Here is a 25,214-nt window from a genome sequence, read left to right as displayed (position 1 = left end):
AGACCACGCGTTAGCACAGTCAGCGTTCGGACGCACCCGCCTCAACGAAGGAAAGCTTGATCTCAGGCGTTTTTCCACCGGGATGGCGCAACTTTGCAGAAAAACCGTGGCTGAAACCGGGCTGCATCTCTTTCACCGGCGGTTCGATGACCATGCTGGCCACCAGCTGTCCCTTGGCGGCGAAGAGATCGGCGCGGAGAGCCGGCACCTCTTCGAGATTGCCGCCATTGTTTTCGACAATGCCGTTGATGAGCAGAGTATCCATGCCGTCCGCCTCCATCGGGGTCACGGTGACATGGGAAATGGCGAGCGGGTTCACCGAAGCGGCAACAGCCGGCTTTTCCGGCACGACCACCGAAAGACCGCCCGAGCAGACGAAGACGAAAATCGCGAGCCCCGCCACCAGCGCCGAATAGGCATCAGCCGAAAGACGGGACAATCTGCGGTCCAGCCAGCCGATGAAGGCAAGGCCAAGCACACCGATGGTGACGGGTGGTTTGGCCGCCTGCCGGCGCGCAGCACCACGATTGTCGTTTCCGGGTTGCCGCGAACGGTTTTCCTTGATGGTGACAAATTCAGCGTCTACCACATCGCGGTCGGGATTTGCCGCCCGCGCCGTGCGGCGCACCGGCGTTTCCGGCATCAGGAGGTCGAAATCGAATGCCGCTTGCCGGCGAGATGAACGGAACATAGCCATAGAATTCCTTGGGTGAGGTTTTCCGGCCCGCAAAACTGGGCATTGCAACGAATCCTGCCAAGTTTTAAATTTAATTGGTTAATGCTTCGCAAAAACGGCTCGCACAGGCTGCCGGATCCGGGTTAAACCCCGACATCCGAACCCCACGCGCCAGCGGCTTGCGAACCACCACGAAACGAAGAGACTGGAAGTCCGTTGATCCATTTCGAAAATGTCGGGTTGCGTTACGGCATGGGACCCGAGATCCTGAGGGACATGACCTTCGATATCCCCAAAGGTTCGTTCCAGTTTCTGACCGGCCCATCGGGCGCCGGCAAGACGACGTTGCTCCGCCTGCTTTTAATGTCGCTGCAGCCGACTCGCGGCAATATCCGCATGTTCAACCGCGATGTATCGCGCATTCCGCGCAGCGAGTTACCGATGCTGCGCCGCCGCGTCGGTATCGTGTTTCAGGATTTCCGGCTGCTCGATCATCTGACGACCTATGAGAACGTCGCCCTGCCGCTGCGGGTGCGCGGCAAGGAAGAGAGCGCCTATCGCAACGATGTGATCGAGCTGCTGAAATGGGTCGGGCTCGGCGAGCGCATCAATGTGCTGCCGGCCATTCTTTCCGGCGGGGAAAAGCAGCGCGCCGCCATTGCCCGCGCCTTGATGGACCAGCCCGAAATACTGCTTGCCGACGAGCCGACCGGCAACGTCGATCCGCCGATGGCCAAGCGCCTTCTCAACCTTTTCCTGGAACTCAACCGGCTGGGCACGGCCGTCGTCATCGCCACCCATGATTTCGGCCTGATGGACCAGATCGATGCGCGCCGGATGATCCTGACCGAAGGGCGGCTCGACATCTATGAATGAGATCAACCGCAAACAATTGAAGCCGGAAGCGGCGCAGCCGAAGCGCCCGCCCATGCGCATCCGCCCGATGGCGCCGATTCTGCCGCCCTCCAATATTCAGGGCAATGCGCTGATGGTGGTCATCGCCATCATGGCCTTTCTCGCCTGCCTGACACTCGGCGCCGTCTCCATGGTGCGCGCCACCGCCGCCACCTGGCAGAGCCAGATTTCCCGTGAGATCACCATCCAGATCAAGCCCGAGGACGGGCTGGACATGGATGCGGCGCTCTCCAAGGCGCGCAACCTGGCGCTCACCTTCGTCGGCACGCGGGATGGCACCATCCTCGACGATGCGGCGACATCGCGCCTTTTGGAGCCTTGGCTCGGTAGCGGTCTCGATCTTTCCGAATTGCCGGTGCCACGTCTCGTCGTCATTACCATCGACGAAAACAATCCGCCCGATTTCCAGGCGATGCGCGATATGCTGAAGGCCGAGATTCCGCAGGCATTTCTGGACGACCACCGCACCTGGGTCGACAGGCTGGTCTCCATGGCCAGAACCACCGTCATGATCGGCGTCGGCGTTCTTATCCTCGTCTTCACCGCCATGGTGCTGACGGTGGTGTTCGCGACGCGCGGCGCGCTTTCCGGCAACCGGCATATCGTCGAGGTTCTGCATTTCGTGGGCGCGGAAAGCAGTTTTGTGGCGCGCGAATTCCAGAAGCACTTCCTGAAGATCAGCCTCAAGGGGGCGGCGGCGGGCAGCGCACTGGCCGCGGCGGTTTTCCTTGTCGCCGGTTTCTGGCAATCGAGCACGGTCGCCACGCCGCAGAGCGATCAGGCGAGCGCGCTTTTCGGCTCGTTTTCGGTCGGTCTCGGCGGCTATTTCGGCATTGCCATGACGATGATCATCATCGCGCTTTTGACCACCATCACGGCGCGTGTGACCGTCATCCGCACCATCGACGATATCGACCGCGTCCGCTCCGATCCATCGAAAAGCGACGGTCTTGCATCGTGAGAACACCCCCGGAATCCTGCGGTAAGACTGAAACCGTCACAAGCCGGATGTAACCTGCAGACGGTGGACAAAAATGCCTGTTCCTTGCCTTAATCGGCGAGTATTCAGGAGGAATGTTTGTGAGTCGGATGGACCAGGATCAGACGACAGCGCGACCGGCCAGAAAGGGCCTGTTGTCGCGGCGCGGTCCTCTGCGCCGTTTTATTCGCGGCCTCATCCTGCTTTGCGTCATTGTGCTCGGCGCATTTTCCGGCGGTTTTCTGTGGTTTGCCGATTCCGTCGCCTCCATGCGTCCGCCGGAGGGGGCGAGAGGCGATGCCATCATCGTGCTTACCGGCGGTTATCAGCGCATCGAACAGGCGGTCGGCCTGCTGAGAGACGGCGTGGGCAAGCGGCTTCTGATTTCCGGCGTCAACCCGGCCACCACCCGCTCGCAAATCCGCAAGATGACGCAAGGGTCATCGGACATGTTTTCCTGCTGCGTGGATATGGGCTACAAGGCGATAGACACGATCGGCAACGCCAGTGAGGCGGCAAGCTGGATACGCGACCACAATTATTCCTCCATCGTCGTCGTCACCAATAATTACCACATGCATCGCAGCCTGCATGAATTGCGCAGCGCCAGCCCGCAGACGCAATTCATCGCCTATCCCGTCATCAGCGCCGATCTCGCCCGCACCAACTGGTTCGTGGAGCCGGATGTAGTGAGAACCATGCTTTACGAATATCTGAAATTCGTGGCGGCGGCGGGACGCGACCTCACCGGCTTCGGCAAGGGCGACGGTCTGCGCAAGGCCGCCGCCGATCATTCCCGGATAAAGACGACAACCGCTTCGTCCTGACCGGCGAGAACGCGCTTGCTGCGGCCCCTTGTTTTCGTGTAGGCGTCTGGCATCGGCATCCGGCATCGAGGCCTGTCCAAGGCTTCGGAACGGCTGCGCTCCGGGAAGGCTGTTGATGCTCAAGCTGCGCTCTTTTCTTTTCAATACGCTGTTTTATCTCAACCTGATTGTCCGCATGATCGTGCTGACGCCGATCTATTTCATCCTGCCGCGCAAGATCGCCTATGAAATTCCCAAGAACTGGGCGCGATCCAACCACTGGCTGATGAAAACCATCGTCGGCACCACCTTCGAGGTCGAAGGGCTGGAAAACATTCCCGAAACCGGCTGCATCTTCGCACCCAAGCACCAGTCCTTCTGGGACACCTATGCTCTGCTGCCCAATCTTCCCGATCCGGTCTATATTCTGAAGCGCGAGCTTTTGTGGATTCCGCTGTTCGGCTGGTACGCCATGAAACAGCGCATGATCCCGGTCAACCGCGCCGCACGCGGCAAGGTGATGCTGAAGGTGATGGAGCGGGCAAAAGAGGAAATGGCCGCCGGTCGCGAACTCATCATCTATCCCGAAGGCACACGCCGCCCGCCGGGCGCCGAGCCCGAATACCGTTACGGCATCGCAAGGCTTTACCGCGATCTGCAGGTTCCGGTCATTCCCGTCGCCATGCATCCCGGCCTGTTCTGGCCGCGCCGGTCCACCATGCGCTATCCCGGCCATTTCAAGGTGCGTATCCTGCCGGCCATCGAGCCGGGGCTGGACCCCGACGTGTTTTTCAAGCGCCTGATCGATGTAACGGAAAAGGCGAGCGACGAGTTACTGCTGGAAACCGTGCGCAACAACCCGCATTTGCCGCTGCCGCCGACCGCCGTGAAGCGGATCGCCGAACTTCAGGGCAAGGAAACCGCCGCCGGCTGAGCGGCGAGCGCGCCGACATTTTTGGCGATGCTCTCCAGCAGGGAATCGCGAATGCCCATCTCCTGCAGATGCTGCACGGTGTTGAAGACATAATCCGTATTCGGCCCGGATCGGCCCGATGCGGCTGCGACGATGGTCGCCGATTCGGCAACGCCGAGACCGCCGATATATTGCTCATGCGCGGGATCGGCCACATAGGTTACGGCGCTGCTGCGCCTGCCATCGGAAAGCGCGATGGAAACCAGCCGCTCCTTATAGACATTCGTCACCAGTTCGCGCTCGCGCAGATAGATCATGACTGGTTCGCGGTCCTGCCCGCGCACGCGGAAAGCGACGCCAAGGCAGGAGCCGCCGCGCTCCAGGCCGAGAACGAGACCGGGCTTTTCTTCGGTGCCTCTATAAAAGTTGGAACTGATACAAAGCGAGCGCCGATACCCGTGCAGCCGCGCCTGCTGCCGCTCTTCAAAGGCGAAGCCGGGGTTCCACATCAACGAACCGTAGCCAAAGACCCAAAAATCGTCCATATCCCAAGCCAAATCGAAATTGTCTGAAGTCTGTTCATCGGAGATCAATATGGCAGCGTCAAGCCAATCCGGCACCGCCAAAAAATTCCTCTGGCTCGCCATCGCCATCCTCGTGGTCATCGGACTTTATACCGCCGGGTGGTTTTACGCCGCCGACAGGCTGAAGCAGACGGTTCTGAACGTCATTGCCCCCTCGCAGGCGCACAGCGTCAGCGGCGAATGCGGCGATATCGCCTTCAAGGGTTATCCCTTCCGCATCGGCCTCTTCTGCTCCAAGGTGACGGTGGATGACAAGGAGAACGGCGTTTCCGCTTCCTTCGGCGAACTTCGCTCGGCAGCGCAGGTCTATAATCCCGGCCACATCGTCTGGGAACTCGATTCGCCCGCGGAAATCCGTTCCGCCCATGGCCTGACGATTTCGGCCGCCTGGCAGAACATGCAGTCCAGCATCGTCACCAAGCTTAAGGGCATCGACCGCAGCTCGCTCGTCATCGACGGGCTGAAGGCGCAGGCGGTTTCTTCCGTCACCGGCCAGACCATCGATTTCGATGCGGTCAAAACGGAAATGCATCTGCGCCAGAACGGCGCGGATCTCGACGGGGCCATCACGCTCACCGACTCCACAACCGTCATCAAGGACTGGCCGCAGCTTCTGCCGCGCCTCAACGCCATTGCCGATGTCACCCTTGCCGGCAAGGCGGGCATGGTGGATGGCAGCGACAGATCGGGCCTTTATGGCGCGAGCGGCGAGCTTCGCCGGCTGGTGGCCGATATTGGCGAAGGCCGAACGATGCGCATCAGCGGCCCCTTCTCCTTCGACAATGAGGGCTATCTCTCCGGCCAGTTCAAGCTGGAAATCGAAAAGCTCGGTGCATGGTCGGACAATGCCAAGCAGGTCTTCCCGCAGCTGCAATCCACCATCGATACGGCCCGCAAGCTGCTCGGCGCGCTCGCCGGCGGCGGTGACCGGGCATCCGTCGATCTCGTTGTGGATCGTGGCCGCGCCACGGTCAGCGGCTTTATTCCGCTTGGGAAAATCCCGCCGATCTGAGTTTTTTGCATCCCGCGCCGTCACCCGGGGACCGGCATGACGAAGAGAGAACCGCACTTTGCCTTACGCTGCGATTTATTTCTTCTGGTCCAGCGCGTGACGGCCGAAGTCCGGTGCGTCGACATCCTGGCCCGCCTGCACGATAGAGCGGCGAATGGCGCGAGTGCGGGAAAACAGTTCGAACAGCTTGTCGCCCTCCCCCCAGCGGATCGCCCTTTGCAGGGATGCCAAGTCTTCGGAAAACCGCGCCAGCATCTCAAGGATCGCATCCTTGTTATGCAGGCAGACATCGCGCCACATGGTGGGATCGGAGGCGGCGAGACGAGTGAAATCGCGGAAACCGGAGGCGGAATATTTGATGACTTCCGATTCGGTCACCGTCTCCAGATCATCCGCCGTGCCGACGATATTGTAAGCGATGATGTGCGGCAGATGCGACACGATCGCCAGAACCTTATCGTGGTGTTCGGCATCCATTTCGTCCACGCGCGAACCGAGTGCCCGCCAGAAATCCTTCAGCTTTTCCAGCGCTTCGGCGTCGGTCCCCGGTAAAGGCGTGAAAATGCACCAGCGGTCGCGGAAGAGACCGGCAAAACCGGCATCCGGGCCGGATTTTTCCGTACCCGCCAGCGGATGGCCGGGAATGAAATGCACATTGTCAGGCATATGCGGCGCCATCTGCGCGATGACCGAGGCCTTGGTGGAGCCGACATCGGTCACGATGGCGCCCGGCTTCAGATGCGGGGCGATCTGTTGCGCCACACTTTCTGACGCGCCGACCGGCACCGAGACGATGACGAGATCGGCATCCTTTACCGCGTCTCCCGCCGAAACGGTGTAATCCGTGCCAAGCGCCAGTTCTTCCGCCCGTTTCAGCGTGTCTTCGCTGCGGGTGGAAATGGTCACATGGCGGGCAAGCCCCAGTTCCCTGACATCGCGGGCAATCGACGAGCCGATCAGGCCGATGCCGATCAGCGCGATGCGTTCGAACATGATCTCAGCCATCACGCCTGCCCCATGAACTCGGTGAGGGCCGCGATGACGCCGAGATTGGCCTCTTCCGAACCGACCGTCATTCTCAGCGCATTCGGGAAACCGTAACCACGTACCGCACGCAGAATATAACCGCGGCGGCTCAGGAACTCGTCCGCATCCGCCGCGCGCTTGCCGTCCTGATCCGGGAAATGGATGAGGATGAAGTTGGTGACCGAAGGCGTGACGGTGAGGCCAAGGCCGGTAAAGGTCGTGACCAGCTTTTCCATCCACAGCGCGTTATGCGCCACGGCCTTCTCTACGAAGGCCTGATCGCGGATGGCCGCAGCACCCGCCGCGATAGCTGGCGCGCTCATGTTGAACGGGCCGCGCACGCGGTTCAGCGCATCGATGACGGCGGCAGGGCCATACATCCAGCCGACGCGCAGGGCGGCAAGGCCGTATACCTTGGAGAAGGTTCGCGTCATCACCACGTTGCGGTTGCCGGAGACCAGCTCAAGACCGGCCTCGTAATCATTCTTGCGAACATATTCGGCATAGGCCGCATCCAGCACCAGCACGACATGTTTCGGCAGGCCGGCCTGCAGGCGGCGGATTTCCGCGACGGGAACATAGGTGCCGGTGGGATTGCCCGGATTGGCGACGAAAACCATCTTGGTCTTCGGCGTCACGGCGGCGAGGATCGCATCCACATCCACCGCGCAATCCTTTTCCTTCACCGTCACCGGGGTCGCGCCCGCGCCCATGATCTGGATCTTGTAAACGAGGAAACCGTGTTCGGTGATGATCGCCTCATCGCCGGCGCCCAGATAAACGTGGCAAAGCAGGCCGAGAAGCTCGTCCGAACCGTTGCCGCACATGATATTCGCGATGTTGAGACCGTGCACGTCGGCAATCGCCTGACGCAGCGCGATCGCCTGACCGTCCGGATAGATTTCCAGATGGCTGGCAGCCGTGCCGAAAGCCTCTATCGCCTTCGGGCTCGGCCCAAGCGGCGTTTCGTTGGAGGAGAGCTTATAAACCTTCGCGACGCCGTCCACATGTTCCTTGCCCGGAACATAAGCGGCGATATCCAGAATACCCGGACGCGGAACAGGTTGGCTAAGCTCTGCACTCATTTGATCGACCTTTGGAAAAGCGCCGGAGAACCCGGCAAAAGCAATGCCGGAGGCATTAGACCGGAATGGGCGCTTTGTCGAGGGTCAGCGCGGCTTTCCTTGGCTTGCGGCAGTGCGGGTGGTGGGCACCCCCTGCGGGGCCAGCACGGGCACAAAAACGCGACGCGAGGCGCGCTGCGTGACGGGCAATCCCTGATAGAGACGCTTCTGGGCTTCCACCACGATGACGCCGGAAAAAAGCGGCCACAGCCGGCGGCCGGTATGTTCGAGATAGCGGCGGAATTTCAGTATCGGTCGGCTGGTGGTGGGCGGGAAGAACAGCGCCTCGGCTGTAGCGCCCGGCGTAAAATTGGTTTCGCGCAAAAGCGCCGTCAGCTGTCCGCGCGAATAGGGCCTTCCGGAACCGAAGGGCGTGTGCTCCATGCGCGCCCAGACGCCGCGCCGGTTCGGCACCACGATCACCAGACGGCCGCCGGGCGCCAGCACCCGCCACAGTTCCTTCAGGCTTTCGCGCGGATTTTCGGCAAATTCCAGCGCGTGCACCATCAAGACCCGGTCTATCGATGCATCGGGCAGCGGCAATTCCTCGTCGAAGACCAACGCCGTGGAAGACAGCTCGCCCGCCGGCCAGTTCACCGCCCCCTGCCCCGCCGGCATGAAGGCGAAGGTGCGCTCCGTATCGCGACGAAACCGCTCCAGAAACGGCACGGCATAGCCGAGCCCGACCAGCCGCTCTTCCGGCAAAGGCGGCCACAGCGTCGAAAGCGCCATGGTGATCGCCTGCTCGGCCGAGCGGCCAAGCGGAGAATGATAGAATTCGCGCAGATCGACGATATCGGTATTCATGGGCGAGAATGTAGCATCAGGCGGTTGGACTTCAAGGCGTCTGCCCTTACATAGAAGGTCAGGCGGGCGAATGCGCCGGTTTTGGCCGGCAAATGGAGAGGATAAGATGAAACCTTTGGAAATAGACGTCTTTCTTTGCCGCAGCGACAATTTCGGGGTTCTTCTGCACGATCCCGAAAGCGGCGCGACGGCCACCATAGACGCACCGGAAGAAGGACCTATCCTGCAGGCGCTCGATGGCCACGGCTGGAAGCTCACCCATATCTTCACCACCCACCACCACCAGGACCATGTGGAAGCCAATCTGGCCCTGAAAGACAAGTTCCGCTGCGAAATTCACGGCCCCTACGACGAAGCGGTTGCGATCCCCGGTCTCGACCGTTCGCAGGCCGATGGCGACGAGTTCGAATTCGCCGGCCGCCGCGTACAGGTCATCGGCACGCCCGGCCATACGGCGGGACATATCTGTTATTATCTGCCCGATGACGGGCTGCTGTTTGCCGCCGATACGCTGTTTGCCATGGGCTGCGGCCGTCTGTTCGAACGTCCGGCGGCGGATATGTGGCATTCCTTCCAGAAACTCATGGCGCTACCGGATGAGACCAAGGTTTATTTCGGCCATGAATATACGCTGACGAATGCCCGTTTCGCCCTCACCGTCGATCCGGAAAATGCTGTGCTGAGCGAGCGCGCGGCCCACATCGAGAAGGCGCGGCAGGCGAATGAATTCACCATTCCCACCACCATCGGGCTCGAAAAACAGACCAATCCCTATATGCGGGTGGCCGATGCCGGTATTCGCAAATATCTTGGCCTTGAAAGCGCCACCGATGCCGATGTTTTTGCGGAAATCCGCACACGCAAGGACAATTTCTGATGGGAACGGATATATCGGCGCAGGCGATCATTCGCGAACTGGGGCTGGAACCGCATCCCGAGGGCGGTTTTTACCACCAGACGTTCCGCGACAAGGCAGGCGGTGAGCGCGGCCATTCGACGGCGATCTATTATCTCCTGGAAAAGGGCGACCGCTCGCACTGGCACCGGGTCACCGATGCGGTGGAGGTCTGGCACTATTATGCTGGCGCGCCGATCGCATTGCATCTTTCGCAGGACGGCCGGGAAGTGCAGACCTTCACGCTCGGCCCCGCCATTCTTGAAGGCGAGCGCCCGCAGGTCATCGTTCCCGCCAATTGCTGGCAATCGGCCGAAAGCCTCGGCGACTTCACGCTCGTCGGCTGCACCGTCTCGCCGGGCTTTGCCTTTTCGAGCTTCGTTATGGCAGAGCCCGGCTGGTCGCCGGGTGATGCGCCGTAATCGCCTCAGCCGCCGTATTTCGTGGCGGTGATGTAAACCTGCCCCACCCGGGTCGGAATGATGGCATAGACGGGCGCATAGACATCCATGTTGTTCGACTTGGCGAACCAGATCTCCATGGAGATGGATTTCAGATATTCGATATCCTTGCGCCCCTGCCTGTAACCCGACTTCGGCACATACCGCGCCTTGCAGACGATGGCGTCGCCGTTAAAACCATTGGTCTTGAACGGCTTGGTGCCGCTGGAGCTCAAAACCAGATCGAGCCGCGATTCGCCGTCATAGATCGGCAGGCGAGTGGGGCAGATGCGCCCGCCCGCGGGAATGATGAGGCCGGAGATCGGATCGAGAACCGAGCGCAGGTCGCGGTCCTTCACATCCACCCAGTTGTCCGGCCGGGCTTTCGGCTCAGGCTTCACCGTCGTCGATGTGACGTTGCCGTTGCGATAGACAACGTCATAGGTGCGCACCCGCTTGCCGTCCTTGTAGACCAGCGAATATTCGTTGGCCTGCAGCCGGTGGCCGCGCTTGGCGCCGGAAACGGTCGTCTTGCCGGAAATATCCTTGAGGATGCTGGCAAGGCCGGCGGCGCTGAAGGAACCGGAGATCGAATAATTCGGTCCATCCATGCGAGTCGAGAAACTTGCCCTGGCAATCGGCAAAATGCCGAGGTTGATGCTGTATTCGCTTGTGTGACGCGCTTCGGCGGCGAGCGAGGGGGAAACGCCCGTTAACGCTATTGTCGCGGCCACGAAAATGCTTTTTCCTCTGGCAATCATTTCGATATCACCTTAAAAGAGGCGCGGAAGCGGCCTTATCGGGCGATCATATACGCTGACTTGTGGCAATAAAAAAGCGGATGCCGGTTGAAAACGCCGGAATTTCCTTTCATTTGATCGCGAGCGGCTTGACTGTTAAGTCTCGTCTGACTATAGAACCGCAACTTTCCAATCATGGCCAGTTGGATTGCCACCCCGGTTTTGCCGGTGGCGAGCCAGTGGTGAAACAGACGAAACGAAATAGGTGTACCCATGTCCCGTGTATGCGAATTGACCGGCAAGGGCGTCCAGACGGGCAACAACGTCAGCCACGCCAACAACAAGACCAAGCGCCGGTTCCTTCCGAACCTCTGCCAGGTCACGTTGATCTCCGATGCTCTCGGCCAGCGTTTCCGCCTGCGTGTTTCCGCAGCCGCTCTGCGCTCCGTTGAACACCGTGGCGGCCTCGATGCCTTCCTTCTGAAGTCCGGCGAAAACGAACTGAGCATGCGCGCTCGTCTCCTGCGCCGCCAGATCGCCAAGAAGACGGCCGAAGCTGCTTAATAGCGGTTTCGACATCATCTGAATTCAGAAGGCTTGAATGGCTTTGCCGCTCAAGCCTTTTGTTTGTTCCAGATTTTAGTTGCATCGGGTTTTGCGAAAACCGTTTGAGACGTTTTCTTCCGATGCTTGGCTCCAACTGGTGGCATCACCCAGGATAAAAAAATGCCCTATCTGCGCTTTACGCTTATCTATGTCCTGCTGATGACACTGGTGGTCGTCGCGTCCAATATTTTGGTGCAATACCCGCTTTCCGGCTCGTTGTTCGGCGTCAATCTGGGCGACCTTCTGACCTGGGGCGCCTTCACCTATCCCATCGCCTTCCTCGTCACGGACCTGACCAACCGCCAGTTCGGCCCCTCGATCGCACGCCGCGTCGTGCTTGCCGGCTTCGTCGTCGGGGTCACGTTGTCCTTCTGGACATCCATTCCACGTATCGCGGTCGCTTCCGGCACCGCCTATCTGATCGGCCAGCTGCTGGATATTTCCGTTTTCAACCGCCTGCGCCGCCAGCGCTGGTGGCACGCGCCGCTCGCCGGCTCCATGCTGGGATCGGTGCTGGATACGGCCCTGTTCTTCTCCATCGCCTTTGCGGCAAGCTTCTCCTTCGTCGGCCCCAACGATGCCTTCGCCATCGAAAACGCTCCCATTCTCGGTGTCTTCGCCGTGGAAGCGCCCCGTTGGATTTCCTGGGCGCTGGGTGATCTTTCGGTGAAGGTTCTCGTCGGCCTCGTCATGCTCCTGCCCTACGGCGCGCTGATGAACACGCTGAAGCCGATGCCGGGCGCCGTCAAAACGGGCCGCGTTTGAGGCCGGGCAAGCGCGGATCAAATCGCGCTTGCAAGCCAGCCGTCAGCATTGCAGTCTGTCGTCCGTGGCACAGCGCGGAGGCAGGTCGACATGCAGATCAAGGACGTTATAGACATCGTGGAGGCCGCCAGCGCCACGCTTTCAGGCTCAACCTTCAACGACGTCAATCTATCCGGCACGGTCTTCGACAATGTCAATCTTTCCGGGGCGAGCTTCAACAATATCAATTTGTCAGGCGCGTCGTTCACGGATAACAACATGTCCGGCTGGTCGATCGATGACGTCAATTTTCCGGTCTGAAACTGAGCAACTCAAACCTGTCCGGTGCGCAGATAACGTCATGCCGGATGACCGGCATGAAGATCGACGGCATTCCCGTCGAGGACCTGATGGCAGCCTACAAGGCGGCACAGCAGCAGCAGGCCTGATTTCACTCCACCAGCTTGAATTCCAGCATCAGGTTGCGCTGGAGGAACGAGTGATTGTCATCGGAAACGATGATGAGGCGCGTCGAGCCGTCCGGCCCCTTTACCACATCCATGCCTTCCATATTGTCGATCTGGTAGGCCATGCCGGCTTCCATGAGAATTTCGCCATCCACCACAGCACCCGGCCGGATATCGGCGCCACGGATGCGGCGGATGCGCATGCCCACACCTTCGGCGAAGTTGAAGCGGCGCTCAAGAAGCAGCAGGTCGCCATTGGGCAGGAACGCGCCGTCCGTCACGTCGAATGACGGATGATGCGTCACGGCAAATGTGCCCTTGCGCGGACCTTCCAGTATGGCGGCGAGAAGATTGCCGTCCGTATCGATGCTTTTTTCAGCCACAACGACCAGAGCGCCGGCGAGCGGCGAATCGGCCGGCGATACCGCGAGAGCCTCCAGGCCGCCATTGTGGCGCAACTCGTTGCTGGGGATGAGATATGGCAGGCGGTCGAGCGGCTTTGCGGTGGCGAAGCCCGGATCGGGATAGATATCGATCCTGTGGCGCTGCTCGTAACTGACGAAAACCCTGCCGTCGCGCAGCGCCAGCCCTTCCGCATCCATCTCCATCTTGCGCGGCGGTTCGCGGCCGCTCATGTCCAGCATGGGGGTGATGCGGGCATCGGCAAGCCCGGACAAAGCACCGCGAGCGTCACGCAAGACCCTGCCCGTCAGCCAATGGCCGGTATCCAGCACCGCAACGAAATCCTCCCCATTGGGGCGGAAACGGATGGAGGATATCGCCCCGAACAGCTTTTCCGGCGCGCTCATCACCATGCCGCCGATAAATTCCAGCTTGCCGAAACGTTTTTCGCTGGTGCCGACTTCGAAAGAGGAGAGCAGACGCACGCTTACCGGCACATCGAGGGTGGAAGCGCCGATGGAAACCGGACATAGCGATGCGGCCGCCAGAATGGCGGCCATCGCAAGCGTTTTGCAGGCGGAATAAGCCCGGCCCCGCTTATCCCGCACGGCGAACCCTGCGGGACGAACCGGAAGCGCCGCTCGTATCCTCGAAAAGCGCCGCAAGCTGCTCGGTCATCGCGCCGGCCAGCTCGTCCGCATCCACGATGGTCACAGCGCGGCGATAATAACGCGTCACGTCGTGGCCGATACCGATTGCCAGCAGTTCCACCGGTGAGCGCGTTTCGATCTGCTCGATGACTGCGCGCAGGTGCCGCTCCAGATAATTGCCCGGATTGACCGACAGGGTCGAATCATCCACCGGCGCACCATCCGAGATCATCATCATGATCTTGCGCTGCTCGGGGCGGCCGATCAGGCGGTTATGCGCCCACATCAGCGCTTCGCCGTCGATATTTTCCTTCAGCAGGCCCTCGCGCATCATCAGACCGAGATTGCGCCGCGAACGCCGCCACGGCGCGTCCGCCGATTTGTAGATGATATGGCGCAGATCGTTGAGACGGCCCGGCGACGCCGGCTTGCCATTGGCAAGCCACTGTTCGCGCGACTGTCCGCCCTTCCAGGCCTTGGTGGTGAAGCCCAGAATCTCCACCTTCACACCCGAGCGCTCCAGTGTGCGCGCGAGAATATCGGCGCAGGTGGCAGCCACGGTAATGGGACGGCCGCGCATCGAACCGGAATTGTCGATGACCAGCGAAACCACGGTATCGCGGAACTTGGTGTCGCGCTCCTTCTTGAAGGAAAGCGGCTGCATGGGATCGATAATGAGCCTGACGAGGCGGGCCGGATCGAGATAGCCCTCTTCCAGATCGAAGTCCCAGGAACGGTTCTGCTGCGCCATCAGGCGGCGCTGCAGACGGTTCGCTAAGCGCCCGACGGCGCCCTGAAGGTGAGCGAGCTGCTTGTCGAGGAAAGCGCGCAGACGGTCAAGCTCGGCCTCGTCGCACAGTTCCTCGGCGTGAATTTCCTCGTCGAATTCCTGGGTGAAGATGCGGTAATCGACCTTCTCGTTGAAATCGTCGAAGGGGCTGTTGGGACGGCGGGTTTCGCCGGGCGTCTCGGAATCCTCGTCGAGATCGTCGGACATTTCCTCGTCCGACATCTCGGCGCCGTCCATCTCGCCTTCTTCCATTTCTTCCTGCGAGGCCTCGTTTTCATCGGCAGGCGTCGCGTCCGAGCCGGCCTCTTCCTCGACCTGCTCTTCTTCGGTCTCGTTGGTGCGCGGCTGGTCCTCGTTGGATTCCGCTTCCTGGCTGTCAGGCTCGTTATCCTCGTCGCCGAAATCTTCCGCCATCTGCATGGAGGTCAGCATCTTGCGCACCAGCCGCGAAAACGCCTTCTGGTCGGTGATGACGCTGGAGAGATCCTTGAGGTCGCCGGCCGCCTTGTCCTCGATGAAATCGCGCCACAGATCGACAACCTTGCCGGCGCTTTCCGGCGGCTTTTCGCCCGTCAGCTTCTCGCGCACCAGAAGCGCCACGGCTTCGGCGAGCGGCGCGTCGTCCTTGTTGGTGATGCCGGCGAAGTTGGCCTTGGCGTATTTTTCCGTGTTCATGGCCTGGATGTTGGAGGCCATGCCCGGCATGCGCAGCGCGCCGATCGATTCCACGCGCGCCTGTTCAACCGCGTCGAAGATCAGCCGCGCTTCGGCGCCCTGCGGCGACATCACCGCATGCGTGTCGGCGTCATGGCAGGCGAGGCGCAGCGCCATGGAATCACCGAGGCCGCGGGTGATCGCGATTTCCTGTGCGGTCGGTTTCTTGGAGATTTCCGGCAGGCGCATGCGCTCACCGGCAAGGCCCGGCCGCTCATTGGCAAAAACGACTTCGACTTCGGCGTCGCCAGCGACGGATCGCACGCATCCGGCAATCGCCTGACGCAACGGCTCCGTATCGACCGCCGTACCCGGTTTCGCTCTGGAATTGTCGCCGCGCCCTGCCATTGTCTTTCCTGTCATTTGTCGGCGCCTGCGGCACGCGATCGGAAGATCGCGCGCCCCACCGGCGTCTTCAAGTCATCGGTGATCTTCTCCGGACAAGCCGGGGACTATCAGGCGCTGAGAACGATGTTCGCAGCGCTTTCCTTCAGCTCGACTCCGAAGGCCCGCTGATATTGCTCAGCTACCAGCGTGCGCTCCAGCTCGTCGCACTTGTTGAGGAAGGTCACGCGGAAGGCAAAGGCGAGATCGCCGAAGATTTCCGCATTTTCCGCCCAGGTGATGACGGTACGCGGGCTCATGACCGTGGAAAGATCGCCATTGATGAAAGCCGAACGGGTGAGATCGGCCACGCGCACCATCTTGGAGACGGTTTCACGGCCCTTCGGATTGTCGAAGCTCTTCACCTTGGCGGCGATGATGTTTACTTCCTGCTCATGCGGCAGGTAATTCAGCGTGGTGACGATGGACCAGCGGTCCATCTGCGCCTGGTTGATCTGCTGCGTGCCGTGGTAAAGGCCGGTCGTATCGCCGAGGCCGACCGTGTTGGCGGTTGCAAAAATACGGAAGGCGGGGTGAGGACGGATGACGCGGCTCTGGTCGAGCAGGGTCAGGCGGCCGGAGGATTCCAGCACGCGCTGGATAACGAACATCACGTCCGGGCGACCGGCATCATATTCGTCGAAAACGAGCGCGACATTGTGCTGGTAGGCCCAGGGCAGAATGCCGTCCTTGAATTCGGTGACCTGCTTGCCGTCTTTCAGGACGATGGCGTCCTTGCCGACGAGGTCGATACGGCTGACATGGCTGTCGAGGTTGACGCGCACGCAGGGCCAGTTCAGGCGGGCAGCCACCTGCTCGATATGGGTGGATTTACCCGTGCCGTGGAAGCCGGAGACCATGACACGTCGGTTGTGAGCAAAACCGGCAAGGATCGCGAGCGTCGTGTCGCGATCGAAAAGATAGTCGGGATCGAGGTCAGGCACATAGGCGTCGCCCTGGGAATAGGCGGGAACCCGCAGATCCGTATCAATGCCGAAAACCTCCCGCACGGACACCGTCGTGTCGGGCAGGTTGGAAATATCAAGGTCGATTTTGCTCATCACGTCTCCAAGGCGGGCGGCAGCCACCCGGCCACATCATCAATCAGGCGGTAAACACATAAGTTGGCTTAGCAGAAACCTGACTGCTTTAACAATTGATATGCTTGAACAACAGCCCGAAAACGCTCTTCCGAACCACGATCGCCACCATTAGCATCAGGATGGTGCTTTTTGACAAGCTCCTTGTAGCGCCTTTTTATGTCTTCCTGCTTCGCGGTGGAAGAAAGACCGAGCGTATCGAAGGCTTTTGCCTCCAGCGTCTTCAATTTTCGGTCCTGCTGCATGCGGGTGCCGCCTGCCCTGGAGCCGCCCGCAAAACCGCCGGCGAAGCCGAAAGGATCGCGGATACGGGCATTGCCGCTCGCCGTGCCGGAACGCAGCGTGGAGTGCAGCGGGCTGTCGCGCGCCGTCTTGTTGACGCCCACCGTCCAGGTCGGGCGATGACCGGTAATCGCTTCCTTCTGGTAACGGGCGATCTCGCTGTCGGACAGGCCGGAAAAATAATTATAGCCCTTGTTGTATTCCTTCACGTGCTCAAAACAGAACAGGAAGAATTGCCCCTCGGCATTGCGGCCGACGGGTGCCCGGTGAATACCCGGCTTGTCGCATCCGTCCCACTGGCAGGTGGGGGCCTGAACCTCAGGTTCCCTCTCCCTTTTCCGGCGCGTGCGGATGCGATCGAAATATTTCGAATCCAGTTTCATGATGCCCTGATTATGGGGTGCGAAAAGCCGCACAACAAGAATTGACAAAGCGGAATGTTGCTGGCTTTTAGGTAGCCCCCTTCAAGACCAGCCAACGAGAATGGAGCCCGTCGCATGTCCCTGCGAGAACGCATAGAAACGAAGCTTAGGGAAAGCTTTTCACCGGAGCGCCTGAGGGTCGTCGATGAAAGCCTGATGCATGCCGGCCACCAGCCGGATATGACCGGCACGGGCGAGACGCATATGCGTGTTCAGATAGTGTCGGAAAGCTTTTCCGGCAAGTCTCGCGTCGAGCGCCACCGGGCGATCAACGCGCTTTTGAAGCCGGAACTCGATGCCGGCCTGCATGCGCTGGCGATTGAGGCGGCGGCGCCGGGGGAAGCGGTGCGGTTCTAGGCACGGCTTCCTTTGTCTCGCGGCCTTAACCCGGATGTTTTTCCGACAGGAAGGACTGCACCTCGGACGCCGCAACATCATCGGCCACGAAGGACTGGCCGATGCCGTGGGTGAGGATGAAGGTGAGCTTGCCGCCCTTGACCTTCTTGTCCTGCGCAATTGCCGTCATCAGCGTTTCCACCGGCGGCAACTCGCCGGGAATATCCTTCATCGTCGTCGGCAGGCCGACGGCCTTCAGATGCGCTTCGACGCGGGCGGCATCATCAGGGCTTGCGAGATTGAGGCGGGCGGAGAACTGGTGCGCCAGCACCATGCCGATGGCGACACCTTCGCCATGCACCAGCCGCTTGCTGTCGTAATTGGTCGCCGCTTCCAGGGCGTGGCCGAATGTATGGCCGAGGTTCAGAAGGGCGCGCACGCCGTTTTCCTTCTCGTCGGCCACCACCACATCGGCTTTCGCCTGGCAGCTTGTCGCGATTGCCTGAATGCGGGCGGGTCCGCCGGTGCGAATGTCATCCCAGTTCTTTTCCAGCCAGAAGAAGAAGTCCGGCTTGTCGATCAAGCCATATTTGACCACTTCGGCATAACCGGCGCGGAATTCACGCGGGCTCAGCGTATCGAGCACGGCCGTATCCGCCAGCACCAGATCGGGCTGATGGAAAACGCCGATAAGGTTCTTGCCATGGCGGCTGTTGATGCCGGTCTTGCCGCCGACGGAGGAATCGACCTGCGCCAGAAGCGAGGTCGGTATCTGCACGAAGCGCACGCCACGGCGCACGATGCCCGCTGCAAAACCGGCGAGATCGCCGATCACGCCGCCGCCGAGCGCGATCACCGCATCGTTACGCTCCACCCTTGCTGCCAGAACCGCATCGCAGACAGTGACCAGATGCTCGAAGCTCTTGGTCTTTTCGCCGGCCGGCAGGGTCAGCGAGACGGCCTCGATGCCATCCGTCTGCAGGCCGTCCATCAGGCCTTCGAGGTAGAGCGGCGCGACATGTTCATCGGTGATGATCGCCGCGCGCCGGCCCTTCAGCCGCGCCGAGATCTCGCCGCCCGCCCGGCCGATCAGGCCCGGCCCGATCAGAATGTCATAGGCGCGCTCGCCGAGCGGCACATGGACGAGACGTTCATCGGCGTGGATTTCGGAAGGCGTCATGGGGATCAGTCTTTCTGTTCGATGCCGGCTATGGCGGCCAGCACTTCTGTCACGATGATTTCCTTGCGGACATCGCGGGATTCGATGGTCAGATCCGCTTCCGCATAGATCGGATAGCGCTTCTCCATCAGGGCCGCCAGCGTGGCCTTGGGGTTTTCGGTCTTGAGAAGCGGGCGATGATCGCGCTTGTTGACCCTCTCCCACAACACCTCGAGATCGGCCTTCAGCCACAATGAAATGCCGCCGCGCGTGATGTGCCGGCGGGTATTGTCGTTGATGAAGGCGCCGCCGCCGGTGGAGATGACCTTGGGGCCGCCGCGCAGCAGCCGCTTGATGACCCGCGTTTCCAGCGCCCGGAATTCTTCTTCGCCATAGGTGGCGAAAAGTTCGGATATCGTCATGCGCGAAACGCGCTCGATTTCGACATCCGTATCGATGAACGGCACCCTGAGCTGCTGGGCGACCATGCGGCCCACCGCTGACTTTCCAGCCCCCATCAGCCCGACGAAGACGATGTTGCGCCGTCCGAGCTTTGCCCGCGCTTGCTCCCCGAGTGTGGCCGGGACGGATAAATTCGTTTCATTCATAGATTTGAAAGCCCGTTTGGCATGGATATCTGCAAATGTTTACGAAGCGTCAAGCCAAATTGCTGACTGAATTGCGGTGAATCACAATCATCGCCGCATGCGGCACGGGGCGGAGCGGGCATTTTGATCTTGTCGCCGCTTTCGCCGCACCGCATATACGTTTCGACCGCCACCTTCACGGAGCCGCCATGCCCACCCTCTTCCGCTTCACGATGATACTGGCGACCATCGCGGGGCTGATCTATGGCGGCATGGTGCTGCTCGTCATGGTCGTCAAACCGCGCGACCGCGAAGTGACGGTACGCATTCCTTCCGAGCGGCTGAACCCGCCGTCGACCGAACCGGCAAGGCGCGCGCCATGAGCGGACAGCCGACGGCAGGACGCGACGGCGCGCGGCTGGAAAGTTTTCTGGAAATGATGAGCGCCGAACGCGGGGCAGCCGCCAACACGCTCTCTTCCTATGAGCGCGATCTTTCCGATCTGCGCGAATTTCTCGGTCAGCGCGGCCAGTCTCTGACGGAGGCGCAGACGCCTGACCTTTCAGCCTATCTGACCCATCTTTCCGCTCAGGGTTTTGCCGCAACCTCACAGGCACGACGTCTCTCCACCATGCGGCAATTCTATCGTTTTCTCTATTCGGAAGGGCTGCGCGGCGACGACCCGACCGGCATCATCGATGCGCCGAGGAAAGGTCTCGCCTTACCGAAAACGATGAGCGTCGCCGATGTGAACAGGCTTCTTAGCCTCGCGGCGCAGGAAGCCGCCACATCCGGTCCCGGCCAGCTTGCCCGCATCCGCATGCATCTGCTGCTCGAACTTCTTTATGCCACCGGCATGCGTGTCAGCGAACTCGTCTCGCTGCCGGTCAAGGTGCTGCGTCAGGAGGGACGCTTCCTGATGATACGCGGCAAGGGCAACAAGGACCGCATGGTTCTTCTTTCCCGCGCCGCCATCGAGGCGATGGAAAAATACGAGGCTGCCAGAAAGGCGCTCGCATCGGAGAAAAACAAGGTAGCCGCTTCGCAGAAAAAACCGGAGACACCGGAAAGCCCGTGGCTGTTTCCTTCCAACGGCAAGGAGGGCCACCTGCCCCGCCAGGTCTTTGCCCGCGACCTCAAGGACATCGCCATCCGTGCGGGCCTGACCCCGTCTGCGATATCGCCGCATGTGCTGCGCCACGCCTTTGCCAGCCACCTTCTGCAGAACGGCGCGGATTTGCGCGCGGTACAGGAACTGCTCGGCCATTCCGACATTTCCACGACACAAATCTATACACATGTGCTGGAAGAACGCTTGCAAGAGCTGGTACAAACACATCACCCCCTTGCCAAACAGGGCAAAAACCTTGATTAGAGCGACCGGAACCGCCGGATAATCCGGTCAAACCTTGCGCAAAACGATCGGAAACGGATCTCATGCACAATTATCTCGACTTCGAAAAACCTATCTCGGACCTTGAAGGCAAGATCATCGAGCTGAAGAAGCTTGCCGATGAAGACGAGAGCATAGACACCTCGGAGGAGATCAACCGTCTGGAATCGCGCGTCAACGACGCGATGCAGGACATCTATTCCAAGCTCAACGCCTGGCAGAAAACGCAGGTCGCGCGCCATCCGCAGCGTCCGCATTTTGTCGATTACGCCAAGGCGCTGTTCACCGATTTCACGCCGCTGGCCGGCGACCGCAAGTTTGCCGAAGACGCCGCCATTCAGGCAGGCCTCGGCCGCTTCAACGGTCAGCCCGTCGCCATCATCGGCCAGGAAAAGGGCAACGACACCAAAAGCCGCCTGAAACATAATTTCGGCAGCCCGCGGCCGGAAGGTTACCGCAAGGCGATCCGCGTGCTGGAACTGGCCGACCGTTTCTCGCTGCCGGTGATCACCCTCATCGATACGGCAGGCGCCTATCCCGGCGTCGGCGCGGAAGAACGCGGTCAGGCCGAAGCCATCGCCCGCTCGACGGAAATGTGCCTCAACGTGAAGGTGCCGATCGTCTCCGTCGTCATCGGCGAAGGCGGCTCGGGCGGCGCAATCGCGATCGCCACCGGCAACCGCGTCTATATGCTCGAACATGCGATCTATTCGGTGATCTCGCCGGAAGGTGCCGCTTCCATTCTCTGGCGCGATTCGACCCGCGCCAAGGAAGCTGCAACCAACATGAAGATCACCTCGGAAGATCTGAAGTCGCTCGGCGTCATCGACGGAATCATTCCGGAGCCGATCGGCGGCGCGCATCGCGCCCCGGAAACCGTTATCAGTGCAACCGGTGACGTCATCGCCAAGGCTCTGGCCGATCTTTCCCAGCGTTCCGGCACACAATTGCGCGCCGAACGCCGCCAGAAATTCCTGGATATCGGCCGGAACCTTTAAGTCCGGCCTTATTTTCCTTGAATATCGCCCCAACTCGGCCATAGTCCGGTCACATCAAAAGATGTATCGGCGGCCGCGGGGCGGATCCGATTTGAGTTAAGAAGATGTAAACGGTTAATACCGTATTTAAAATACACACGGGACGGTGTAGAACTGCCGCCGCTTCGTGCCATCGTCTTTCGGATCAGATCATGCGTTTGACACATTTTGCACTTCTTGCCTGCACCGCGCTCGTTCTTGCCGGTTGCAACGATACGCTCGAAACCGTTGAGCGCGACGTCTCCCACGTCAAGAACAAGGTCGATTACCCGCTGTCTCCGTCCATTCTGGCCGAGATCGACAAAAGGGGCATGGACCGCACCTCGCCGATCATGATCCGCATCTTCAAGGAAGAAGGTGCCTTGGAAATCTGGAAAGCCAGGCGCGACAACCGTTTCGAGAAGATCGCCGGCTACGAGATTTGCGCATGGTCCGGCAAACTCGGCCCGAAGGTGAAAGAAGGCGACCGGCAGGCGCCGGAAGGTTTCTACAACCTGACGCCCGCGCATCTCAATCCGAACTCGAAATATTACCTCGCCATCAATACCGGCTTTCCGAACCGCTACGATGCCGCCAATGGCCGCAATGGCACCAATCTGATGATCCATGGCGCCTGCTCGTCCTCCGGCTGTTATTCGATGACGGATGCGCAGATTCTTGAAATCTACGGTTTCGCCCGTGACGCCTTCAAGGGCGGCCAGAAGACCGTGCAGCTGCAGGCCTTCCCGTTCCGCATGACGGCGGAAAACATGGCCCGCCATCGCCAGAGTGAACATCTCGAATTCTGGAAGATGCTGAAGGTCGGTTACGACAATTTCGAAGTGACGAAGCGCCCGCCGGAAGTGAATGTCTGCGAGAAGAAATATGTCTTCAACCAGCAGACCGAAGGCGGCAGCTTCAACGCCTCCGCCCAATGCCCGGCCATGAGCACACCGCCGGCGCTCGTCAGCGCGCTTTCGAGCTACGAGAAGACCTACGATCTCGCCTATGAAAAGGCGATGAAGAAATATGACGGCATGGCCTGGTACGACCCGAGCGAAGCCGAGCGCAAGGCGCTGGTCGCCGAAAAGCGCAAGGGCCGCGAGCCCGCCTATGCCCCGACCGGCTCGGCGCTGAAGGCCGGCAAGCTGATGAAGGAAACGGAATATGCCGCGCTGATGGAGAAAAAGGCGCAGCAGGTGACGTCTTCCTCACCGGCCACGACCGCAACCGCCTCTTCCCTGCGCGGCCCGCGCCCTTCGGTGGCACAGCCCGCCACGGCACCGCAATCGAACCCGGCCCCTGCGGCACCGACGATGGTTGCCTCGGCTGCCCCCGCAGCAGCCGGCCAGACCGGAGCTGCCGCCCAGAGCATCCCGGTTCCGGCCATGAACCCGCTTGCCTATTCCGCAGCGCCTGCTCCGGAAGCGCCGGAGAAAAAGCCATTCTGGAAGTTCTGGGCCAAGGAATGAGCGACACGGCCGAGATCGTCTATGATTTGAGGGGGCTTAAATGCCCCCTTCCGGTTTTGAGAAGCCGCAAGAAACTCGCAACCCTGAAGGCGGGAGATGTTCTGACCGTCGAGACGACCGATCCGCTGGCGGTGATCGATATTGCGCATATGTGCAATGAGGATGGGCATAGGCTGGTGGAAACCACTGCGCTGGATAAGGGGCATCGGTTTCGTATTGTGAAGGGCGGGTAACCGGCGTTCAACGCTGACGCTCCGGGCTTACCCCCTCTGCCCTGCCGGGCATCTCCCCCTCAAGGGGGGAGATCAGTTGCGGCAACCGCTCGCTTTCTCACAAGCTCTGCACTTCGGGTTGCTGTCCCCATAAAGATGTTCGGAGCAAGCCGCTTGTCGATCTCCCCCCTTGAGGGGGAGATGTCCGGCAGGACAGAGGGGGGTGAACCACACCCGCCGACCTAGACCATCACGACACGCCCTAAAACCGCAACCCCGAAACCGCCAGCGGATTATCCGTCATCGCCTGCCTGTCCGGCCGGTCGATGCCCGGTGCGCTTGTGAAGGCCGCGAACAGGTCCTGCACGAAAGCCTCCGGTAAATCCTTCGTAATCAGCACCATGCGCGTGCGCTGATCAGCCGGGTCCGGCCAGGCTGCAAGGCGCTCCGGCGTGTGGAAAATATTCTGCACCCCATGCAGCACCAGCGGCCGGGCCGGATTATCCGACAGCTTGACGATGGCCTTCATGCGCAGGAGCTTTTCACCATGTGCCGAGCGCAGCAGATCCACGAACATGTCGATCGCCATCGGGCTGACCGGCTGATCGTGAATGATCGAGAAGGAGCGGATAGACGCATCGTGCCGGCTCACATCGTGATGATGGTGGTGGTCGTCGTGATCGCCATGATGGTGGTGATGGCCATGGTCGTGACCGTGATCATGATCATGATCGTGGTGATCGTGTGCCGCCTCTTCGCCCAGCCAGCGGCCGACATCGGCATTCTTGCTGCCGGCATCGTAAAGGCCGTTGTCGAGAAGCCCCGCAGCGTTCCACTCGGTTTTGTCGCCATCCTCGATAGTCGCGCGCGGATTGAGCGCTTGTAGACGGGCTGTCAGCGCGGGAATCGTGGCGGCATCGGCAAGCGCGCGCTTGGTCATCACCAGACGGTCAGCCACGGCGGCCTGTTTCACCGCCTCCTGATGATTGTCGAGCGTGGAAAGGCCGTTCACGGCATCCACCACCGTAATCATGCCGTTCAGCACGAAATTCTGCGCGATGACCGGGTTGCCCATGACCGACTGCATGACGGGGGCAGGATCGGCAAGGCCCGTGGTCTCGATCACCACCCGTTTTACCGGCTTCAGCTTGCCTGCCTGAATGCCGTCCATCAGTTCCGCCAGCGTATCCACCAGCTCGCCGCGCACCGTGCAGCACAGGCAGCCCTCCGCCAGCTCGATGATGCCTTCACCAGCACTTTCGACCAGCATATGATCGATGCTGACATCGCCGAATTCGTTGATGATGATCGCCGCATCGCTCATCGCCGGATCCTTGAGAAGCCGGTTGAGCAGCGTCGATTTTCCGGCGCCGAGAAATCCGGTGATGATGGAAACCGGGATGCGATCGCGAGACATGACTTGCCTGTGTGTTGATGGCCGCTCCGGCAGGTCACTGGAAGACACGAAACCCGGAGCCGCTTGCAGCTAAAAGAAATCGCCCGCGCCTGGAAGCCGCGAGCGACACTGTAATATCATAACATCATCGACCTGCGAATACAC

General features: G+C 60.6%; 28 protein-coding genes and 1 pseudogene. 16 read left to right on the top strand and 13 right to left on the bottom strand.

Going from position 1 to position 25,214, the window contains the following annotated elements; genetic code table 11:
• Positions 1-19: 19 nt before the first annotated feature.
• Positions 20-691: a DUF3426 domain-containing protein gene (locus ACQZ5G_RS10830; RefSeq protein WP_137453750.1), complete on the bottom strand. Its 672-nt coding sequence runs from the start codon at positions 689-691 to the stop codon at positions 20-22.
• Positions 692-892: 201 nt separating this feature from the next.
• Between ACQZ5G_RS10830 and ftsE the strand changes: the two genes are divergently transcribed.
• From ftsE to ACQZ5G_RS10810, 4 genes are all read left to right on the top strand, one after another.
• Positions 893-1,552 carry a cell division ATP-binding protein FtsE gene (gene ftsE, locus ACQZ5G_RS10825; protein WP_003497447.1) on the top strand — a complete coding sequence of 220 codons (660 nt, stop codon included), beginning with the start codon at positions 893-895 and terminating at the stop codon, positions 1,550-1,552.
• Complete coding sequence (locus tag ACQZ5G_RS10820) at positions 1,545-2,552, top strand: cell division protein FtsX (protein WP_020808964.1); 1,008 nt, start codon at positions 1,545-1,547, stop codon at positions 2,550-2,552. Before ftsE ends, ACQZ5G_RS10820 begins: the two co-directional genes overlap by 8 nt.
• Positions 2,553-2,680: 128 nt before the next feature.
• On the top strand, positions 2,681-3,397 hold the full coding sequence (locus tag ACQZ5G_RS10815) for a YdcF family protein (protein WP_020808963.1): 717 nt from the start codon (positions 2,681-2,683) through the stop codon (positions 3,395-3,397).
• Between the two features lie 115 nt (positions 3,398-3,512).
• On the top strand, positions 3,513-4,310 hold the full coding sequence (locus ACQZ5G_RS10810; protein WP_065657055.1) for a lysophospholipid acyltransferase family protein: 798 nt from the start codon (positions 3,513-3,515) through the stop codon (positions 4,308-4,310).
• Here the strand turns inward: ACQZ5G_RS10810 and ACQZ5G_RS10805 are convergent.
• Positions 4,283-4,834, bottom strand: coding sequence for a gamma-glutamylcyclotransferase (locus tag ACQZ5G_RS10805; protein ID WP_137004980.1), 552 nt, complete (start codon positions 4,832-4,834; stop codon positions 4,283-4,285). The genes ACQZ5G_RS10810 and ACQZ5G_RS10805 overlap by 28 nt on opposite strands.
• A gap of 49 nt (positions 4,835-4,883) precedes the next feature.
• On the opposite strand from ACQZ5G_RS10805, the gene ACQZ5G_RS10800 reads away from it, so the two are divergent.
• A complete protein-coding gene (locus tag ACQZ5G_RS10800) occupies positions 4,884-5,885 on the top strand; it encodes a DUF2125 domain-containing protein (protein WP_448737717.1) in 1,002 nt (333 codons plus the stop codon).
• 75 nt (positions 5,886-5,960) lie between these two features.
• On the opposite strand, the gene ACQZ5G_RS10795 is transcribed toward ACQZ5G_RS10800, so the two are convergent.
• The 3 genes from ACQZ5G_RS10795 to ACQZ5G_RS10785 all read right to left on the bottom strand — a co-directional run bounded on the left by ACQZ5G_RS10795 (position 5,961) and on the right by ACQZ5G_RS10785 (position 8,842).
• The gene (locus ACQZ5G_RS10795; RefSeq protein ID WP_448737718.1) at positions 5,961-6,890 is read right to left on the bottom strand and encodes a prephenate/arogenate dehydrogenase family protein; all 930 of its coding nucleotides are present in this window, start codon (positions 6,888-6,890) and stop codon (positions 5,961-5,963) included.
• Positions 6,890-7,996 (bottom strand): histidinol-phosphate transaminase, encoded by a 1,107-nt coding sequence (gene hisC / locus ACQZ5G_RS10790; RefSeq protein ID WP_020808958.1) that lies wholly within the window; start codon positions 7,994-7,996, stop codon positions 6,890-6,892. Before hisC ends, ACQZ5G_RS10795 begins: the two co-directional genes overlap by 1 nt.
• A gap of 84 nt (positions 7,997-8,080) precedes the next feature.
• Positions 8,081-8,842, bottom strand: coding sequence for a class I SAM-dependent methyltransferase (locus ACQZ5G_RS10785; RefSeq protein ID WP_003523306.1), 762 nt, complete (start codon positions 8,840-8,842; stop codon positions 8,081-8,083).
• Positions 8,843-8,948: 106 nt separating this feature from the next.
• Between ACQZ5G_RS10785 and gloB the strand changes: the two genes are divergently transcribed.
• Positions 8,949-9,719 carry a hydroxyacylglutathione hydrolase gene (gene gloB / locus ACQZ5G_RS10780; protein ID WP_065656770.1) on the top strand — a complete coding sequence of 257 codons (771 nt, stop codon included), beginning with the start codon at positions 8,949-8,951 and terminating at the stop codon, positions 9,717-9,719.
• Positions 9,719-10,159, top strand: a complete 441-nt coding sequence (locus ACQZ5G_RS10775; protein ID WP_162691912.1) for a cupin domain-containing protein — start codon at positions 9,719-9,721, stop codon at positions 10,157-10,159. The genes gloB and ACQZ5G_RS10775 overlap by 1 nt, the downstream gene beginning before the upstream one ends.
• 5 nt (positions 10,160-10,164) lie before the next feature.
• On the opposite strand, the gene ACQZ5G_RS10770 is transcribed toward ACQZ5G_RS10775, so the two are convergent.
• Positions 10,165-10,938 carry a DUF3108 domain-containing protein gene (locus ACQZ5G_RS10770; protein ID WP_003523301.1) on the bottom strand — a complete coding sequence of 258 codons (774 nt, stop codon included), beginning with the start codon at positions 10,936-10,938 and terminating at the stop codon, positions 10,165-10,167.
• A 252-nt stretch (positions 10,939-11,190) separates the two neighbouring features.
• Here ACQZ5G_RS10770 and rpmB point away from each other — a divergent pair, with 252 nt between their 5' ends.
• From rpmB to ACQZ5G_RS10755, 3 genes and pseudogenes are all read left to right on the top strand, one after another.
• Positions 11,191-11,481, top strand: coding sequence for a 50S ribosomal protein L28 (rpmB, locus tag ACQZ5G_RS10765; RefSeq protein WP_003509888.1), 291 nt, complete (start codon positions 11,191-11,193; stop codon positions 11,479-11,481).
• 162 nt (positions 11,482-11,643) lie between these two features.
• Positions 11,644-12,288, top strand: coding sequence for a queuosine precursor transporter (locus tag ACQZ5G_RS10760; RefSeq protein ID WP_080857445.1), 645 nt, complete (start codon positions 11,644-11,646; stop codon positions 12,286-12,288).
• A gap of 90 nt (positions 12,289-12,378) precedes the next feature.
• Positions 12,379-12,716 (top strand): annotated as a pseudogene (locus tag ACQZ5G_RS10755) (pentapeptide repeat-containing protein).
• A 2-nt stretch (positions 12,717-12,718) separates the two neighbouring features.
• Here ACQZ5G_RS10755 and ACQZ5G_RS10750 read toward each other — a convergent pair.
• The 4 genes from ACQZ5G_RS10750 to ACQZ5G_RS10735 form a co-directional block, all read right to left on the bottom strand.
• Positions 12,719-13,696 (bottom strand): esterase-like activity of phytase family protein, encoded by a 978-nt coding sequence (locus tag ACQZ5G_RS10750; RefSeq protein ID WP_448737895.1) that lies wholly within the window; start codon positions 13,694-13,696, stop codon positions 12,719-12,721.
• 37 nt (positions 13,697-13,733) lie between these two features.
• Complete coding sequence (gene cobT / locus ACQZ5G_RS10745; RefSeq protein ID WP_448737896.1) at positions 13,734-15,638, bottom strand: cobaltochelatase subunit CobT; 1,905 nt, start codon at positions 15,636-15,638, stop codon at positions 13,734-13,736.
• Positions 15,639-15,745: 107 nt separating this feature from the next.
• Positions 15,746-16,735, bottom strand: coding sequence for a cobaltochelatase subunit CobS (gene cobS, locus ACQZ5G_RS10740; protein WP_003523293.1), 990 nt, complete (start codon positions 16,733-16,735; stop codon positions 15,746-15,748).
• A gap of 68 nt (positions 16,736-16,803) precedes the next feature.
• Entirely contained in the window at positions 16,804-17,439 is a 636-nt protein-coding gene (locus ACQZ5G_RS10735; protein ID WP_003523292.1) for a J domain-containing protein, read from the bottom strand.
• A 114-nt stretch (positions 17,440-17,553) separates the two neighbouring features.
• Between ACQZ5G_RS10735 and ACQZ5G_RS10730 the strand changes: the two genes are divergently transcribed.
• The gene (locus ACQZ5G_RS10730; protein WP_065656776.1) at positions 17,554-17,835 is read left to right on the top strand and encodes a BolA family protein; all 282 of its coding nucleotides are present in this window, start codon (positions 17,554-17,556) and stop codon (positions 17,833-17,835) included.
• 25 nt (positions 17,836-17,860) lie between these two features.
• Here ACQZ5G_RS10730 and aroB read toward each other — a convergent pair whose 3' ends face one another.
• Positions 17,861-18,994: a 3-dehydroquinate synthase gene (gene aroB / locus ACQZ5G_RS10725; RefSeq protein ID WP_080838074.1), complete on the bottom strand. Its 1,134-nt coding sequence runs from the start codon at positions 18,992-18,994 to the stop codon at positions 17,861-17,863.
• A 5-nt stretch (positions 18,995-18,999) separates the two neighbouring features.
• Positions 19,000-19,581, bottom strand: coding sequence for a shikimate kinase (locus ACQZ5G_RS10720; protein WP_035262338.1), 582 nt, complete (start codon positions 19,579-19,581; stop codon positions 19,000-19,002).
• A 188-nt stretch (positions 19,582-19,769) separates the two neighbouring features.
• Between ACQZ5G_RS10720 and ACQZ5G_RS10715 the strand changes: the two genes are divergently transcribed.
• The 5 genes from ACQZ5G_RS10715 (at position 19,770) to ACQZ5G_RS10695 (ending at position 23,674) form a co-directional block, all read left to right on the top strand.
• Complete coding sequence (locus ACQZ5G_RS10715) at positions 19,770-19,943, top strand: histidine kinase (RefSeq protein WP_448728478.1); 174 nt, start codon at positions 19,770-19,772, stop codon at positions 19,941-19,943.
• Complete coding sequence (xerD, locus tag ACQZ5G_RS10710) at positions 19,940-20,935, top strand: site-specific tyrosine recombinase XerD (RefSeq protein WP_448737719.1); 996 nt, start codon at positions 19,940-19,942, stop codon at positions 20,933-20,935. The genes ACQZ5G_RS10715 and xerD overlap by 4 nt, the downstream gene beginning before the upstream one ends.
• Positions 20,936-20,997: 62 nt before the next feature.
• Positions 20,998-21,951, top strand: a complete 954-nt coding sequence (locus ACQZ5G_RS10705; protein WP_059755539.1) for an acetyl-CoA carboxylase carboxyltransferase subunit alpha — start codon at positions 20,998-21,000, stop codon at positions 21,949-21,951.
• 191 nt (positions 21,952-22,142) lie between these two features.
• The gene (locus ACQZ5G_RS10700) at positions 22,143-23,441 is read left to right on the top strand and encodes a L,D-transpeptidase family protein (protein WP_448737720.1); all 1,299 of its coding nucleotides are present in this window, start codon (positions 22,143-22,145) and stop codon (positions 23,439-23,441) included.
• Entirely contained in the window at positions 23,438-23,674 is a 237-nt protein-coding gene (locus ACQZ5G_RS10695; protein ID WP_142780652.1) for a sulfurtransferase TusA family protein, read from the top strand. Before ACQZ5G_RS10700 ends, ACQZ5G_RS10695 begins: the two co-directional genes overlap by 4 nt.
• Before the next feature lie 241 nt (positions 23,675-23,915).
• Here ACQZ5G_RS10695 and ACQZ5G_RS10690 read toward each other — a convergent pair whose 3' ends face one another.
• Complete coding sequence (locus ACQZ5G_RS10690; protein WP_448737721.1) at positions 23,916-25,070, bottom strand: CobW family GTP-binding protein; 1,155 nt, start codon at positions 25,068-25,070, stop codon at positions 23,916-23,918.
• Positions 25,071-25,214 lie beyond the last annotated feature (144 nt).

Source organism: Agrobacterium sp. 22-214-1, assembly GCF_053522465.1.
The sequence above is the reverse complement of the archived record's forward strand: the minus strand, read 5'-3'. Positions and strand labels throughout refer to the sequence as shown.